Source organism: Salinispira pacifica (assembly GCF_000507245.1).
Lineage (GTDB): Bacteria > Spirochaetota > Spirochaetia > DSM-27196 > Salinispiraceae > Salinispira > Salinispira pacifica.
In genome coordinates this window covers 1,531,870-1,549,541 of the sequence record NC_023035.1, presented here as the reverse complement: position 1 = coordinate 1,549,541, position 17,672 = coordinate 1,531,870, and the positions used below count along the sequence as shown (strand labels likewise).

General features: G+C 52.8%; 12 protein-coding genes and 1 tRNA gene. All 13 read right to left on the bottom strand.

The features are described 5' to 3' along the window. Positions 1-97 precede the first annotated feature (97 nt). On the bottom strand, positions 98-1,912 hold the full coding sequence (gene lepA, locus L21SP2_RS06835; RefSeq protein ID WP_024267777.1) for a translation elongation factor 4: 1,815 nt from the start codon (positions 1,910-1,912) through the stop codon (positions 98-100). A 22-nt stretch (positions 1,913-1,934) separates the two neighbouring features. Then, complete coding sequence (locus L21SP2_RS06830; protein ID WP_024267776.1) at positions 1,935-2,339, bottom strand: response regulator; 405 nt, start codon at positions 2,337-2,339, stop codon at positions 1,935-1,937. Positions 2,340-2,491: 152 nt separating this feature from the next. Then, positions 2,492-5,206 (bottom strand): sensor histidine kinase, encoded by a 2,715-nt coding sequence (locus L21SP2_RS06825; protein ID WP_024267774.1) that lies wholly within the window; start codon positions 5,204-5,206, stop codon positions 2,492-2,494. A 49-nt stretch (positions 5,207-5,255) separates the two neighbouring features. Then, the gene (locus L21SP2_RS17035) at positions 5,256-7,346 is read right to left on the bottom strand and encodes a S1C family serine protease (RefSeq protein WP_024267773.1); all 2,091 of its coding nucleotides are present in this window, start codon (positions 7,344-7,346) and stop codon (positions 5,256-5,258) included. 75 nt (positions 7,347-7,421) lie between these two features. Continuing rightward, positions 7,422-9,500, bottom strand: a complete 2,079-nt coding sequence (locus L21SP2_RS06815) for a tetratricopeptide repeat protein (protein WP_144082951.1) — start codon at positions 9,498-9,500, stop codon at positions 7,422-7,424. Then, positions 9,430-11,442 (bottom strand): ATP-dependent zinc metalloprotease FtsH, encoded by a 2,013-nt coding sequence (ftsH, locus tag L21SP2_RS06810; RefSeq protein WP_081719700.1) that lies wholly within the window; start codon positions 11,440-11,442, stop codon positions 9,430-9,432. Before ftsH ends, L21SP2_RS06815 begins: the two co-directional genes overlap by 71 nt. Positions 11,443-11,498: 56 nt before the next feature. Beyond that, on the bottom strand, positions 11,499-13,055 hold the full coding sequence (tilS, locus tag L21SP2_RS06805; protein ID WP_024267770.1) for a tRNA lysidine(34) synthetase TilS: 1,557 nt from the start codon (positions 13,053-13,055) through the stop codon (positions 11,499-11,501). Continuing rightward, entirely contained in the window at positions 13,048-13,905 is an 858-nt protein-coding gene (pth, locus tag L21SP2_RS17030; RefSeq protein ID WP_024267769.1) for an aminoacyl-tRNA hydrolase, read from the bottom strand. Before pth ends, tilS begins: the two co-directional genes overlap by 8 nt. Then, entirely contained in the window at positions 13,865-14,485 is a 621-nt protein-coding gene (locus L21SP2_RS06795; RefSeq protein ID WP_024267768.1) for a 50S ribosomal protein L25, read from the bottom strand. Before L21SP2_RS06795 ends, pth begins: the two co-directional genes overlap by 41 nt. Positions 14,486-14,524: 39 nt before the next feature. Then, positions 14,525-14,597 (bottom strand) — tRNA-Gln (locus L21SP2_RS06790). 119 nt (positions 14,598-14,716) lie between these two features. Further along, entirely contained in the window at positions 14,717-15,001 is a 285-nt protein-coding gene (gene spoVG / locus L21SP2_RS06785; protein WP_024267767.1) for a septation regulator SpoVG, read from the bottom strand. Positions 15,002-15,189: 188 nt separating this feature from the next. Beyond that, positions 15,190-16,773 carry an L-aspartate oxidase gene (gene nadB / locus L21SP2_RS06780; protein ID WP_024267766.1) on the bottom strand — a complete coding sequence of 528 codons (1,584 nt, stop codon included), beginning with the start codon at positions 16,771-16,773 and terminating at the stop codon, positions 15,190-15,192. Positions 16,774-16,798: 25 nt separating this feature from the next. Further along, entirely contained in the window at positions 16,799-17,671 is an 873-nt protein-coding gene (gene nadC / locus L21SP2_RS06775) for a carboxylating nicotinate-nucleotide diphosphorylase (RefSeq protein ID WP_024267765.1), read from the bottom strand. Position 17,672: the final 1 nt, after the last annotated feature.

Below are 17,672 nucleotides of genomic sequence, written 5' to 3'. Positions count from 1 at the left end.
GCGGCTGATCATATGGTGCAGCGTCGGTCGGGCCCGGCATTTCCGGCGGAATGCGAAAGACCGCAAAGCCGCCGGAAGCAGCAGCAGGTTGGAGGGATTAATCGTCGTCGTCGGTTTTCAGAACAGAGAGGAAGGCCGACTGGGGCAGTTCAACGTTGCCCACCATTTTCATCCGCTTCTTACCCTCTTTCTGTTTTTCCAGAAGCTTGCGCTTCCGGCTGATGTCCCCGCCGTAACATTTGGCGGTTACATCTTTTCTCAGCGCCCGGATATTCTCTCTGGCGATAATGTGGTTTCCGATTGCGCCCTGAATGGGGATCTGGAACTGGTGGCGTGCAATTTCCTTGGTGAGTTTTTTACACACCTTCCGGGCCCGGTATGCGGCATTTTCCCTGAACACCAGCTGACTGAGGGTGTCCACGGCATTTCCGTTTATCAGAATATCCAGCTTGGCAAGGTCGGTGCGGCGGTAGTCGATCAGATCGTAGTCGAAACTGGCATAGCCCCTGCTGACGCTTTTCAGCCGGTCGTAAAATTCGAATAAAACCTCGGCCAGAGGCATCTCGTAGATGATCTCCACCCGTTTTTCATCCAGATAAATCATATCTTTCTGGATGCCCCGTTTCTCTTCACAGAGACTTATGAGATTCCCGATGTATTCTGTGGGTGTGATAATGCTGGCTTTGATATACGGTTCCATGGAGTAATCGATTTTGGAGGACTCGGGCATGTCCGCAGGAGTTTCCACCTGAATCATTTCACCGTTCAGCAGATAGACTTCATACATTACCGACGGAGCGGTAAAAACTATGGAGAGCCCGAACTCCCGTTCCAAACGTTCCTGAACCACTTCAAGGTGAAGAAGACCGAGAAATCCGCATTTGTATCCGAAGCCCAGGGCCAGTGAACTGTCCTTCTCATACACCAGGGAGGCATCGTTGAGTTTCAGTTTCTCCATGGCGGCGGCAAGTTCCTGATAATCGTTACTGTCCACCGGATATATCGACGAGTACACCATGGGTTTCACATCCATGAAACCGGGAAGAGCCTCTTTGCAGGGATGTTTGTAATCGGTAACCGTATCTCCCACCCGGATGTCGGAAATGGTTTTGATCCCCGCCAGGAAATATCCCACCTCTCCGGCATGAAGTTTGCCGGTGCGCTCCAGACCGATACGGAAGCGTCCCAGCTCATCGATTGTGTAGCGGGATTCGCTGCCCATAAAGAAAATCTCCTGTCCCTCCCGAAAACTTCCTTCAAATATCCGGAAATGCACCACAACCCCCCGGTAGGGATCATAGTGGGAGTCAAATACCAGCGCTTTGGCCGGGGCGTCTTCTTGTGCTGAAGGCGACGGTATCTCTTTCACCAGCTTTTCAAAGAGTTCCATAATGCCGGTACCCATCTTGGCGGAGATCAGCGCTGCTTCGTCGGCGGGAAGTCCCAGGTCATGCTCAATCTGATGCTTCACCCCTTCAATATCCGCAGCAGGCATGTCGATCTTGTTGATCACCGGTATAATTTCCAGGTCATGTTCCAGGGCAAGATAAAGATTGGACAGGGTCTGAGCTTCAACGCCCTGGGTGGCATCCACCAGAAGCAGAGCTCCTTCACAGGAAGATATCGCTCTGGAGACTTCGTAACTGAAGTCCACGTGCCCCGGTGTGTCTACGAAGTTCAGCTGATATTCAACGCCTTCCCCCGAAACATAGGGAATGGTCACCGCCTGGCTTTTAATGGTAATACCCCGTTCCCGTTCGATATCCATGGAGTCAAGGATTTGATCCTTGTAGTCCCGCTCTGAGATAATTTTGGATAATTCAATAAAACGGTCAGCCAGAGTGGACTTACCGTGGTCGATATGCGCAATTATACAAAAATTGCGGATGCGTGAGAGGTCATGTTTGCTCATTAGAATGGCACTATATCAAATGTCAGCCGGGCAATTCAATGCCGGCCTTGCGAATTTCATCCAGCAGCACTTCTTTCTGAATAGGTTTTACAATGTATCCGGTAGCTCCTCCCCGGTTGAATGCCCGGATCACGTTGGCCGGATCTTCCAGGGCTGTGGTCATGATTACCTTGACTTCATTTTTCGCGCTTACACCCATCTCTTTTTCCGTACTTCTGATCAGCTGGAGGGCCTGCTGACCGTCAAGCTTGGGCATCATAATATCCAGGAGAATGAGATCGTAGGGACGTTCTTCACTCCACGCCAGTTTAAACGCATCTATGGCTTCTTCTCCGTCCACAACTGTTTCAATTTCACCAAACTCTTTCAGGATCGCCTGTAGAAGGCGCCTGCTGCCGAAATCATCTTCAACTATTAAAAATCGCATGTATATCTCCCCGTTGCTGCAGCTGATGCAGCAACTGATGCAGGAATGCCCGCAGCCCTCCGCAGACAGATTCCAGTTCCAGTATAGCATATGTGAACCGGGTTTTGCATGACTTCACCCCGGCATCCGGCTCCGGTATTCCCCGGGAGTTCTCATACCCCGTTCCCCGCTGCGCCCGGGGACTCTATTTCCAGCCGCATGGAGTTCAGAATATTATACACCGCTTCGCTGTCCTTTCTGCGGGCTGCAAGGCCGATTCTGAAAACATCGTTTGCCAGCAGTTTTTCCCCGCTTTTGTTCAGATGATACTGATAATTGCGGCTTAAGGATTCCAGTTCCTCAAATAGCTGTTCCCGGTTCAGATTCCTGATGGCCTGAATAATTTCCAGAAGATCCGATTGACCCGCTTCGGTGTCGGAATTCTGATATTTCTGAACTCCGAACCAGTAGGCATTAATGCCATCAAGAAGGGTTGCGGGACTCAATTCCCGAACCTTAATGGGATGAAATCCCAGTTTCCGGTACTCCCCTTCCTTTCGCAGCATAATATCCTCATTGGCGGTGGCATTGCAGATCACAATTACCGGGATCTCCAGACCATTGCGCTCCTGGTATGAACGGTCGTAATGAACAAATTCCCTGCCGCTCTCCCCGCTGTCGATAATTCCCGCATCCTGAAAACTGCTGTCGAAAGCGACAATAAGATCCGCAGGCAGCAGGTCAGGATCGGAAAGCCCTTCAATGGAGGATGTCAACTGTACCCGTGAACCGTTATGCTCAATCTGGGATTTCAGGGCATCCACATAGCCGGGAAAATGGTGACGGTTTCGTGTCTGGGACACAATAATATAGGCGGAAGGCGCCTGGGCCGCCATCTCCCCGGGAGCATTCTGTAATCCGGCAGAGTGCCCGTGGTTCAGAAGAACCGAAAGAAGCTCGGAAATTTGCACGGGTTCAAAAATCCAATCCAGAGGCAGAGGTGTATTCTTCCATTCCAGAGCCCCGTAGCTGTTCCGGAAGCGGCTCACCAGCTGCAGCCCCTCAGGACGTTCGCTGCGTTCCTCCAGCTCCCGGTTCAGCGTGGATACCCAGGAAAGAGAGCCGTCATAGAGAAAATGCTCGTTCAGCCGGGATGACCGTGGGATGGAGCGGAACTCATCAAGGGTGTTGATTACCCGGTGTTTCAAGCCCACAAACTCCAACCATTGGACGATGGTCTGAATCCAGCGCAGATCCTCACTGACGATATTCAGCCGGGAGCTTACGATTTCCCCGATACCCGCGACAGGGCTGAGCATACCGGAGGGTGAGGAGCTGCGGGGACTCAAATACAGAAGCCCCGACTCTTCCCGGTTCACCAGAACACTGGTGGTGAACACCGATCCCTGGCCCGGCGTGCTGCGAATCTGCACGGTTCCCCCCATCCGTTGTGCAAGCTGCATTGAAAGGGCCAGCCCAAGGCCCGTGCCGCCGTAGCTCCGGGTGGAATTGCTGCTCACCTGGTAAAAGGGTTCGAATATTTTTTGCTGATCATTCTGATCTATGCCGATGCCGCTGTCGTGAACCTCAAAAAACAGTTCAACGGGCTGGCGGATGTCATTGAGGGTGGTTGCTTCCGGGGCCTCCCGCTCATACACCTTCAGGAGGATATAGCCCCGGGAGGTGAACTTCACCGCATTGGAGAACAGGTTTGAGATAATTTGGGCGATTCGCGCCTTGTCGCCGCGGTACACCGACCGGAGTCCCGGCTGAATATCCAGATATACCCGGAGGTTTTTCCCCTGGGCCTGGTCTATATGTACTCTCAGGGTATTTTCAAGGAGCCTGGACAGATGGAATCGCTCATATTCCAGGGTGAGACTGCGGGCTTCAAGCTGGGAGTAATCAAGAATCGTATTAATTAGCCGTGAAAGGTTACGGGTGGACCGGTGAAGTATGGACAAAAATTCCTGCTGTTCCGAATCCTTTGCCAGTTCCAGAGCCAGATCCGCCATACCCAGAATACTGTTCAGGGGGGTGCGCAGCTCATGACTCATGTTGGAAATAAATTCGCTCCTGGCCTTGGAGTGGAAGGCCTGCTGCTGATGCGCCTCCCTGAGACTTTCGGCATACTGGGCTTTGGAAAATTCATTGTGAATAATCACCAGATAGCCGGGAACCCGGGAGTATCGGTCAAAAAGCTTTTTCTGGTGAAGCTCCACCGGCACCCGCGCACCGTCTTTTTGAATCAGTTCCCCCCACTCTATGAGGAAACTGTCCCGGTACCGCTGTTCCGCATCGTGAATATTTTCCAGCTGCAGCACCGAATCCAGAACTTCTCCGTGCAGTTCCTTCATGTTGTATTTCAACAGCCGCTCTGCGGCAATATTTCCCATAATGATCCTGTGTTCATCATCCATTATGAGTACGCCGTCTTTTACCGAATTGATTGCCGCATAGAGCCAGTTGGAACTGAGGGGATTGGAATAATCCTGGGGGGAACCTTCCTGGAGCCGGGTAATAATTTCCTGCAGATCCTCTTTTCCATACGGGGGCTTCAGACGGGTGAACAGATTCCCCCCGAAATAGGCACTGTGCCGCCAGTCACCCTCATCATCTCCGAACACCACGGCGGGCATGAGAAACTGAATCCGAAGATCCCTGAGGGGGTGAAAGGGATCATAGAGCATATCCGCATGAATATTGATGAAAATGCAGTGGGGGCAGTCCCAGCTGGTTTTATCGAAGAGAGCCTCCAGACTTGGGACATCGTGTACCACCAGCTGTTTGGAGTATCCGGCCTCCCCGAGGGCCTCACGGATACGGGTATCCGGATACTGGTTAGAATCCACAATGATAATGAGAGGCTCTTTCTGAGTATTATCCATTTAGTCCACCGATGATCTTCAGTATAGTCCGGCCGGGACGGGGTATCAATTAGAGAAAGCTGTTAATTTCAATATAATTAGCCAGCTGTATTCCTTCCCGCAGATATCCGCCGCTGCGTTTCTGAATGAATATCTGGAGTACGGCTACATCCTGGTCCCGGTCGATATACCAGTCCAGAAGTTCGAAAGGATCGTTCTCGCTGATGCCTGATTCATCGGCGATGCTTCCGGGATACACTCTGGTAATTATATATTCGCTTCTCAAAGCTCTGCTGTCCACAGCCTCAACCCGGATCCCGAACAAGGGTGGCAGCCAGCTGTCCACAAGCTGATCATCCAGCACATTTTCCAGGGGTACCTCAGGGCGTACCCGGCTTTGGACCAGACGGGTCAACCGGTCACCGTTGCCGCTGAGAACCTGCACCACGTGCAACCTGCCCACCGTCTCCTGAAGAATGAGTTCCTGAGCCTCTGAAATCCCTGATACGGCCCGGCCGTCGATGGAGCTGATAATCTCTCCCACTTTGAACCCCGCCTCCATGGCGGGAGACCCGGGGGCAACATAGAGCACCTCGAGTCCGCGGGGATGTTTCTGCAACGAGACGCCCAGCCAGGGATGTTCAACGGCTCCCTGGCTGAACAGACGGGAGAAAAAGAGATGTATCCAGTCCGAGGGGATAGCGAAATTCACCCCTTCAAACTGTTCAATTCCGGCGAACACCACTCCCACCAGCCTGCCTTCCCGGTCAAAGAGCGGTCCGCCGCTGTTGCCCGGATTAATGGGTGCATCGATCTGAAGCGAATCTCCCAGCTGGAGAAATCTCCTGCCCCCGGCGGAAACAATGCCGCTGGTCACAGTATTTTCCAGCCCTCCCGGGGAGCCCACCGCGTACAGAGGACTTCCGGGATTGAGAATTGAAGAACTTTGGAAGCTTAGCACTTCAGGAGCATCGGTTTCCGCTTTCAGAAGGGCGATGTCGAACACCGCATCATATCCTACAACTCTTGCAGGGATGCGCAGCTGGGGGTTGTTTCCGGGGCGTACAAAGAGTTCGCTCTTCCCTTCATACTCAGGATCAACTTCGCTTTCGATCACATGATAATTGGTAATGATATATCCCCGGGGATCAACATAAAATCCCGTGCCGATACTCCGTTCGGGTACCCCCACCCGGTTCTGCACCCGGAGTCCCTTGTCCACCCAGACGGTGACGCTGGCAGACACACCGGTGGAAGCCTGCCAGGGGGACGAGATGAATGTTCTGTAGCCGTCCATCCGGGATTCCCCGGCCTCATCCAGGGCGTAATTTGCTTCAATGCTGCGAACCAGCATGGCAAGCAGTTCACGATTATTGAATATCCGGGCCTGTTCGGCGTACCACTCAAGGGCTTCCTGGGATACCCGGGCATCACGGAACCAGGCAGCTCCCAGTTCGCTGTACGCCCGGTACAGGGTATGCAGGGCCTGACTGAAGGATCCTGCACGCCGGTATGCCTCGGCTTTCCTGAACAGAAACTCCCCGGAAGTTTCCCCGCCGAATTCTGCCCCTCCGGATCCCTGAAAAGAGAGGGTGTCTTTCAGGTCCCCGGTCAGTTCCCCGGAAAGATGCAACGACTCCTCGGATGCTCCGATAAGGCGGGAAAATTCCAGCAGAGCTTGCAGGTTCTCAATCCTGAGCTGCTGCCGCTCTATTTCCTGTGCCGTCGTTGATTCTGTTCGGGTATCTGTTTGGGTTTCTGTTCGGGTTTCCGTTGCAGCGCTATCGTCGGCAGAATCTTCAGAAGTGTCAGGGGTTTCCGTCGGTTGAGTTTCGATTTCCGGGGATGAGCTGCCGCTCACCAACGCCCGCTCAAACCCCTGAACGATGCGCTGAAGATATAGCCGGGCATCTTCGGCCTCCAGACGGCCCCGACTGATTTCCCGGGACACCAGCACTCCCGCCTGAACCATGTGGTCAGGATCGTTTGAATCAAGAAGTTCCTCCAGCCGCTGACCGATATATTCCATATGCTCCGGGGGCGGATTGTCGCTGATTACGATGCCGGGGGATACACAGGAAGATAACAGGATGATGAATCCTGTGAGTATGGTGAATGCTTTGAGAAACACAAGCCGTCGATTGTTCCGATTCTGCTGCATATTCATCCTTGTTTCGTGACGCTCACAGGCGTACACCTGCTGCAGTTGATAGATTTCATACCGTTACTGCCGGGATCATTCCCCGTTTTCCGGTGGATTCACTGGAATACTCCAGCCTCCCATCCCAAGAAACAGGGAGAGTTCTTCTGGAATTCTGTAACGCTCAGCCGGGGAATAGAGGATCTGTGAGCTCAGATTACCGTCATCCCCGTATTCGGCCAGGTACACGCTGCCCAGATCATCCATACGCAGGCTGCTTTCCAGCCCCTGTTTACCGAAAATATGAATCAGCTCAAAATCGGCATCCGCATCAAAATTATATCTGGAGGCGATTATTTCCCCGGATTCGAACCTGGTTTGGCGGATTTCCTGATTACCAGAATTTCCCGATTCCATGATTCTGCTCTCCACAAGATATATATGCGGTGAAAGGAGGTCAATAATCCGGTCCAGGTCAGGCAGTGGCAGGAGTTTTATAAAATCACGGGCAGGGCTCTGTCCATCCCCTGACTGAAGGGCCAGGGGCAGAGACTGCCAGTCCAGCCGGCCCCGGAGATAGGCCGGTATGGCCTGAAGCATTCCAGAAATCTGCCGAGGGTTATCTTCAATGTTTACATACTCCAGCACAGGAAGCTCAACATCCATCCGTGATGTAAAGTAATCCCGCTGTTCCACCGTTCCCGGCGGAAATCCCCCAATAACGGCAGGAAGCTCAGAACCTGTCATGGAAGGAGGATCTATAGCAGCTGTTTCCCGAGGTGATTGGAGGATGAGGCGGGCACGGAATATCCCCGGATACTGGTCGTAGAGAATTTCCAACCGGCGGGAACCTTCATTCAGGATGAGACTTCCGGGTACGGCAATGCCGCTGATATCCCGGTGAAAACGAATTTCCATCTCATCTGTTCCGTCCTGATTCCAGTCCAGCCGAAGACTTTCGAGCATTCCGCTGCGGTACTGAATGGCCAACTCGTCAACTCCGTTCCTGGTTGTATCCACCCCCAGATAAGGTGTGCGCCTCAGTAGTTCTGCAAACACTTCACGGTTGCGGCCGGAATTACTGAAGTCCGTATCCAGGACCCCGGTAAGCAGAAAGTAATCCCTGAAGATTTCCGGATCCAGTTCGTTCAGCAGCAGTTCATCCCGGCGGTCATATGAGGTCTCCTGGATCTCAAGCAGGCTCAGAAGGGGATCTTCAAACCCCGCAGAGCTGAAGGCCCTCAGCAGGCGTTGCCGTGCAGCGCCTTCTTCCATCTGGAGAAGCTGAACCAGAACTGATGCCCTGAGCCGTTCCCGGAGAGCGCCGGCAGCGGATGCTGCCTCCGGTCCCGCTTCCTGCACAGTATCTGATCCCGCATCCGGTGAAGGGAGATTACGGGATGTGAGAACTGACCGTAAAAACTGGGCATCCCCGGCGAACGGGGGAGAGGTGAATTCTTTCTGAAGAAGGGGAAAGCGAAGGTCCTCGGGATAGCGCTCACCGGCCCTTCGGCAGATTGCCCGGGCCCGGGGGGCATCCCCGTGAAGAAATAACCCCAGAGCGATCCGGATGAGCATATCCGGAGAGTTAATGTGCTCCTCCCAACTCCGGGAATAGTCCGCAGCAATGGGCGCATAGTTTTTAAGCCGGAGCTGAATATCCAGTTTCCTGATCAGTGCATCAATACGGGAAATGTAGCGCCATTGTCCGGACAGCAGTGCGGTATTGATGGAATACAGGGCCTGTACATACTCTCCCTGCTCCAGCTGGATTTCCCCCAGGAGCATACGGGCATCGCTGTTTTGGGCATCATATTCCAGGGCCCGGAGCGCCAGCATTCTGCGTTGATCCGGATCCAGTTGGGATACTCCGGTGCTGCCGTTCAGCAGTTCCTCCACCATGGCACTGGAAATTCGCCGGTTCATCCGCTCTACGCTGCTCTCATCAATCTGGGAAAAGGCAGGAGATGCAACAAGGATGAACAAAGAAACAGCTGCAAAAAGAATCTTTCGCAGCTGTTTCGGGGTGGAGATATTTCCTATCTGTTTTTGATCCCGGGAGATCTGTTGTGACCGCGCCCCGTTGGAGCGGGAGGCAGTCAGGTTATGAATTACCTTCTGTGCCGGATGCGTCCTCACCCTCCGAAGGCCGTTCATCATTTTTTTGAACATCATTGCTATGAACATCTTTGTTTTGAGCATTTTCCCGTTGATCATCCCGAGGAGTTTCCTTGGATGCATGCCTTTCTTCCCGTTTTTGCTGCTCTTTTTCCCGGGCTTCGGATGCAATTGAATCATGGTCGTCACCTGTTTGAGCGGGAGGAAAACCCAACAGTTTGCGTACTTCCTCATCGCTGAGAGTTTCCTTCCGTACCAGCTCTTCCGCCAGACTGTCCAGCTTATCCTTGTGGTCGGAGAGAATCTTCTCCGCCCGTGAATATGCTGCATCCAGGATTTTCCGCATCTCCTGATCGATCTTTTCCGCCAGACTGTCGGAATAGTCATTATGCCGGGCGATTTCCTTTCCAAGGAAGATGGGTTGTTCATCCTGTCCCAGCGCAATGGGGCCAAGACTGCTCATTCCCCAATTGCATACCATATGACGGGCGATGTCGGTTGCCTGTTTCAGGTCGTTGGAAACCCCGGTACTTGTTTCATTATACTCTAATTTCTCGGCAATCATACCGCCGTAGCTGATGGATATTCTGTCTTCCAGCCAGCCTTTCTTCTGAATATAGGTTTCCTTTTCGGGAAGACTCCAGGTAATGCCTCCGGCTGAACCCCGGGGAATAATATCCACCTTGTGAAGGGGGTCGGCATTTTCCAGATAGTAATGCAGCAGGGCGTGTCCTGCTTCGTGGTATGCCTTCCACCGGTTCTCTTCCATGGAGAATGTTTTGGATTTCCGGGCAACTCCCATGAACACCTTGTCACGGGCTTCTTCAAAATCATCCCGCCGTACGTATTTATGATTGTGGCGTGCCGCCTGAAGAGCCGCCTCGTTCACCAGATTGGCGATATCCGCACCGGATGCCCCGGGGGTTGCCCTGGCGATCACTTCCAGCTGCACATCAGGATCCAGGGGAATCTTGGAGGCATGAATTTTAAGAATTGCCAGTCGTTCATTCATATCGGGCATATCAACAACCACCCGCCGGTCAAAACGGCCGGGGCGCAGCAGCGCGGGGTCCAGTACATCCGCTCTGTTGGTTGCGGCAAGGATAATAACCCCTTCGGAGGTATCGAATCCGTCCATCTCCACCAGCATTTGATTCAGAGTCTGCTCACGTTCGTCGTGTCCGCCGCCGTACCCGGCGCCACGGGTGCGTCCCACGGCATCCAGTTCATCGATAAAAATGATACAGGGGGCGTTTTTCCGGCCCTGCTCAAAAAGGTCCCGGACGCGGCTTGCACCGACCCCGACAAACATTTCCACAAAGTCCGAACCGGACATATGGAAGAATTTCACTCCGGCTTCGCCGGCTGTAGCCTTGGCCAGCAGGGTCTTACCGGTACCGGGCATCCCCACCAGCAGTACGCCTTTGGGAATTTTGGCCCCCATATCTTCAAACTTCTTGGGGTTTTTCAGGAATTCAACAACTTCCTGGAGTTCGTACTTGGCTTCTTTCTGTCCTGCAACATCCGAGAAGATTACCTTCTTGCCGTCGTCGGCATACATCTTGGCTTTACTCTTTCCGAAACTGAAGGCCTTGTTGCCATTACCCTGGAGCTGCCGGAGCATGAACCAGATAAAAAAGATCCCGATCACCCAGGGAAAAAGATTCACCAGAACCATCATGGGGCTGGTGGGACTTTTTTCACCGCCGAAGGCTACACCTTCTTCCTCCAGCCGGGTAATCAGGGCCTCATCCACATAGGGAATTCTGGTGGTAAAGGTCTGCACCTCGCCGTTACGCTGCATGCGGCCCTCGATCACCGTATTTCCGATGATGTTCACCTGCTGAATTACCCCGGATTCCAGATAGTTCAAAAACTGGGAGTAGTCGATTTCATTTCCCTGGGGGCTTACTCCCGGAAGAAAGAAAAAGATGAAACTTACCAGTACCGCTATCAGCATGAGTAATGCAAAACGGTTATTCTTGAAATTAAAATTCATCGGCTGCTTGGGATCATTATTGTTGTTATCGCCGTTGGGATTCTGCTTATTTTCGCTCACCAGCACTGCTCCATTTTTATTGTAATATCGTATTTCCGTACCATTTCCGGATTGCTCCGGAGTTCCCGTTCAAGTTCCCGCCGGGATGTTCCGCCGCCGTAGAACGGCTGAAAGCTCCACTTCTGCGGGAGATCATCGGGATAGATGATTCCATACCAGCGCCGACCGTCTTCCAGAAGGAAGATATCCCGGCGCATCCATTCGGGAATGCGCCTGCGCCGTATTAGCTCTTTCAGAGTAAGATACTCATTATTTTCCGGGAGTTTAAGATATTTCTTTAACGATTCGCTGTCTTCCAAATTTCTGAGAAACGGTGCATCAGGGTGTACTGAATTCCGTAATTCTCCGCCGTGTTCTGAGTTTTCAGCAACCCGGCGTACTGGAGTAAATATCAGAGTCAATCCTCCCGAAGGCCGAACCCGACTCTCCCTCCCGGCATACAATTGTACAAAATACCGTTTTTTTCGCCCCGGGGCAAGGGAAGAATAGAGATATATCCGGCCATACTCAAGATGAAATTGAAGTCCGTAGCCCTCATGCCGCCGCAGCGCCGTACTTCCGTTGCTGCTGCATGCCAGACGCTCCAGTTCCCGGAAAAACTCTTCGGGGATCCGTTCCTCTCTGGGGGGAGGCCTGAGATTTAAGAGGGCCTGCTGAACGCTTCTGCGCCGTATTATGGGCTCAAGTTCACAGAACTGATCTGTTGAGGCCTGAAGATGCTCCCGCCCGGGAATAGAACACGGCTTCCACAGCGTTCTGGGGACCTGAGCCAGCATGTACTCATGAATTTCCCGCCAGCTATCCCGAAGGGATTCCATGCGCCCGTCCAGGTTTCCCATCTGCTCATTCAGTGCGGGAATGATCCGGTTCCGCAGGAAATTTCTGCGCTGAACAGATTCACGGTTGCTGGAATCATCCACGAAGACGATATTCAGGTCTTCACACAGTGCGGTAATCTCATCCCGCCCCGGGGGAGGACTCATGAGCAGAAAGGGTCTGATAATTCCGGGACTTTCCGGGGGGATTCCAAGCAGCCGGCTGCCCAGATTCCCTTCGAGAAGACTTTGCAGAATGGTTTCCCTGCTGTCATCACCGTGGTGGGCGGTGAGGAGCACGGGGCGGCTGGCCGTATCCGGGGATTCGCCGGAGAGATTCAGCAGCCCGTTGAACACCCGGTATCTGAGAGTCCGGGCTGCGGATTCAAGTCCTCCTGCGGCGGATGCAAAGGCTTCAATCCTGCCCCGGGGTTCGCGATACAGGGTGAGAGGTACACTCAGGCGGATGGCGGCGGAAAAAACCGCATTCATATCCTTTTCCGATTCTTCAACGCTTCGTATGCCGTGGTCAATATGCAGGGCTCTGAGATCAAAACCGGCTGCACAGGCACGGTCGCTCTTCAGCATCGCCATCATATACAGAAGGAGAATTGAATCCCGCCCTCCGGATACAGCGACATGGAATTCCCCGCCCTGACGGCACGGGGCATGCTCCATTGCCTTGAGAAAGCGCTGATAAAATGCCCGGGAGCGTTGTGTGGATGGGAGATCAGGCACCGGCGGATATTTCGCTGATGCTGTAGGTGTTGATCCGTTCGATGGTTTGTTCCACGGGTGAAGTAAAAAGAGTGAAGAGAATTTCCGGCAAATCCCGGGTAATGCGCCGGTACCGCTCCATCTCCGATTCTTCCGCCGTGCCCAGTACATGTTCAATTACAGAGCCGTCCTTTTCCGGACGGCCGATACCCATATAGAGAGGCCAGAATCCCTTATCCAGGTAGTGCACCACCGATTTGAGCCCGTTATGGCCGGCAGTTCCGCCCCTCTTTTTCATCCGGATGGTACCGGGGTTCAGATCCATATTATCCACAGCAACCAGAAACTGCATGGGCTTTCCGAACTGACGAAAAAGATGAGGAATGACCTTTCCGCTTCGGTTCATATAGGTCAGGGGTTTCACCAGAATAAGTTCGTCGAAGTGCAGATCCTCTGCATCTCCCTGGGGAACGAGGCGTTGGGCGGGAATTTTCGCATGGAGATAGGGAGAGAACGGCCGTTTACGAAAACGCACCGAAGCATGCCGGGCAAGTTCATCCGCCAGCCAGAAGCCGATATTATGCCGGGTATTCTGATACTCCCTGCCGGGGTTTCCCAGGCCGAGAATGCACAGAGATCGTTTTATCTGATGTGGGGACTGTTTGCTGAAAAGCCGGAAAACGGGGGCGAGAAATGTGCGTCCGGTATTGCGGGGCAAAGAAAGAGGGGCGGAGCCGCCGCTCAGCAGATCTGAAGTCGGAATCAGCTGATGAACGGGAACACCGCCCTGGGGTAACACAGCATCCGGGGAACCTTCCCCGGATAGAATATTACTCTTCAGTTTCAGGTTCTGTTTCTGCGACTGCTTCATCTTCAGCTTCTTCGTCAGTTTCTTCAACTTCTTCCTTGGCGAAGGTTACCGCAGCGATCAGCTGATCTTCGTTGGTGAGGATTTTCACTCCCTCGGGAGCCTTAATATCACCAACATGCATGGCACTGGCAGTGTCCAGATCGCTTACATCAACCTCAATGCTTTCCGGCAGATCCTTGGGAAGACACTCAATTTCCAGCTCGTGAAGAGGTGCTTCAAGAATACCGCCCTGACGCACTTCCGCAGGCGTTCCAACAATATGGAGGGCCACATTGGTTTTAACGGTTTTACCTGCTTCAATTTCATAAAAATCCAGATGAATCAGATTACCCTTGATCATATCAGCCTGATAATCCTTTACCAGCACCTGTATTTTTTTCTTGCCCAGCTTGAGAGTAACAATTTCACTCTCTGAAATGTGTTTGAACACGGCGCGGAATTCACGGGCATTCACAAGAATGTGCCTGGGAGCTTCGTGCCCGTATACTACTGCGGGAATGATGCCCTCATGCCGGGCACGGCGGCTCGCCGAGCTGCCCTTTTCAGTCCGTTCTTCAACTGTTAATACTTTTTCAGCCATTATATTTCCTCCAGATGATATCTTTCCAGTGAACAGTACCTGGGATGGGAGGATTCGAACCTCCGCATGCCGGGATCAAAACCCGGTGCCTTAACCGCTTGGCTACATCCCAACAGATTTGAGACGATAACATAGCGTAAAACCGCATTTCATGTCAAACGATTTCCGCTATCTAACGGTTGAGGTTTTTGGGAAAAGAGGCAGGTGAATACAGAACTGCTGCAGGGGCGATCAGGAAAAATCGCTCTGTAGAGGTTCCTCATCCTTCTGGGTTTCAAACGCCTGCAGTATTTTATCCTGCAGCTCATTGCGAAAGTCAGAATTGATCGGATGGGCAACATCCTTGTATTCCCCGGTTTTGGTTTTCCGGCTGGGCATGGCGATGAATACCCCGCTTTTGCCTTCAATAACCTTCACATTATGCACGACAAAGCAGTCATCAAAGGTAACGGTAACATACGCCTTTAATTTCCCTTCAGAGCTCACCCGCCGTACTCGGATATCAGTAATCTGCATTTCATGCTCCTTCAGTTTGATGTAACCGATCCGAACCGGACTGTACGTTCAGAGCCATAAACTCCTGGCACGGGGTAACAATCGATCAGCGGAAACATTGTGCCTATACAAAGTATATGCGGTGGAAATACTGATGTCCAATTAAATGTGCGCGATTTATGAAATTGTCTCCAATTTCTGGATATGATTCAGCCGGGATTCATGCTCTTTGGTGCTTCCCGGAAATGACAGCCCCGTGACTCTGTGTTTGCCTGGGCCGCCCGGGCGATAATGGTTGCGCTGAGAACCGCATTCCGAAGTTGAATAATCTCTTTTCCGGCCCTGGCTTCCTTGTAGAAACGCTCAATCCGGTGAGTGTAGTAGTTCAGGTCGGAGAGGGCCCTGTCCAGCCGTTTTTCGGTTCTCAGAATTCCCACGTAATTCCACATTGTGGACTGAATATTCTGCAGGTCGTGTTTAATGAGCAGGGGATCGAAGTCCACCACCCGGGGTGGATATTTCCATTCGGGAATACTGTTGACCAGCCTGCTTTTCAGCTTCGCCTCATGTTTAATAATGCTCCGGGCAGCACGGACACCGAATACCAGACCTTCCAGCAGGCTGACTGAAGCAAGCCGATTGGCGCCGTGCACCCCGGTTCCTGCGCTCTCCCCTACGGCATACAGATTCTTAATCTCAGTTCTGCCGCTTGAATTCACCTTGATTCCGCCGCAGAAATAATGGGCTGCAGGAACCACGGGAATCAGATCGCTGCGGATATCCATGTCGAGCTCGCTGCAGCGGTGGAATATTCCGGGGAAGCGTTGCTGTACATCCACCTTGAGATTTCGCGCATCCAGGTAGACAAAACCGGTGGAGCTGTCCATCTCATTGTATATTGCTCTGGCAACCTCATCTCTGGGAGCCAGGTCCTTTAATTCAGGCTGATACCGCTCCATGAAATATTCGCCCCGGCGGTTCATCAGCCGGGCCCCTTCCCCCCGGAGAGCCTCGGTCATGAGAAAGCGCTGGGCATCCCGATGATAGAGAGTTGTGGGATGAAACTGAATGTACTCTGCATTGATTATTTCGCAACCGGCCCGGTACGCCATGGCAATTCCGTCTCCGGTGGCCGAGGCGGGGTTTGACGTGTGAAGATACAGAGAGCCCACCCCTCCTGTGGCCAGAATCACCGATGGGGAAAAAACGGGTGTGATCTCACCGGAAGTTTCGTCCAGAACATATGCTCCCAGCACCTTCCGCTTCTTGTAGCGCTGCTGGGGGTCGGTTGAGTGGTGGGTGTTGGTAATAAGGTCGACGGCGACCATGCCGGGCAGAAAACTGATATTCTTCAATCCTGCGGCATAGGCCATCAGATGTTCCTGAATGGCCCGGCCGGTCTGATCCTTCACATGGAATATTCTCCGCAGGGAGTGTGCGCCTTCCCGGGTCCGGTCAAAGTTTCCGTCCTTCCCCCGTTCAAACGGAACCCCCGCCTTATTAATCAGCAGTTCGTGGACCAGTTCCGGTCCTTCCTGTGCCACGATATTCACAGCCTGCACATTATTAATTCTGCTGCCGGCCTCCATTATATCCTTCGCCAGAAGTTCCGGATTGTCGTCAATGCCTTCGGCCACGATTCCGCCCTGGGCCCACCAGGTATTGTTCCGGGAAACATCCCCGTCCTTGGATAAAACAGTCACCGACAGTCCTGCCTCCGCCGCCGTCACTGCGGCGGAAAGGCCGGCAATCCCTGTCCCGATTATCAGCACATCCTGTATTTCATGCTCCACGTTCTTCACCTGTTATACATGCCGATCAATGGACAATGCGCATGGAAAAATTATGATTTTTCACCGAATGAGTTAACCCGCCCACCGATATGAAATCCAATCCAACATCCGCATACTCACGGATTTTTTCCGGGGTAAAATCACCGGAGGCTTCGAAGGCCTGTGCAGTACGCCCCTTCTCCTCCCGAAGACGGACTGCTTCCCGGCAATCCTCCCGGCTCATATTGTCCAGCATGATTACGTCCACATCCAAAGTGAGGGCCAAGGCAACCTGTTCAAGATTCCGGCACTCTACTTCCACTTTGAACTGTTCGCCCCATTTCTCGTGAACTTTTTGTACCGCTGCTGCAAGACCGCCTGCGGCATCCGCATGGTTATCCTTGATCATCACCATATCGTACAATCCCATACGATGATTAAAGCCCCCTCCGTCGGCCACTGCTGCCTTGGAGAGCCTTCGATAGCCGGGGAGAGTTTTTCGGGTGTCCAGTATTCTGGTGGAAGAACCTTCCAGGGCATCACAGTGGCGCTTGGCATTGCCGGCAATTCCTGAGAAAAACCCCAGAAAATTCAGAGCGCTGCGTTCAGCCCGGAGAAGAGAACCCGCCGGACCGCTGATCTCAAGGACCTTCTGTCCGTCCTCCAGCAGATCACCGTCGACGGCAGCAGGAGCAAAACTCAGAGCTTTATCGGGGTCGCATGAGCGAAAGGTCTCAATGGCACAGTCCAGACCGGAAAGCACGCCATCCTGCCGGGAGATAATCACCGCCCTTGACATATCCCCGGAAGAAAACACCGCATCGCTGGTAATATCGCCGAGATCGCCCAAATCTTCCTGCAAGGCGTGTTTGAGCAGAAGACTGAACTCTTCATATAACTCCCCGTTGGCCAGATCCATG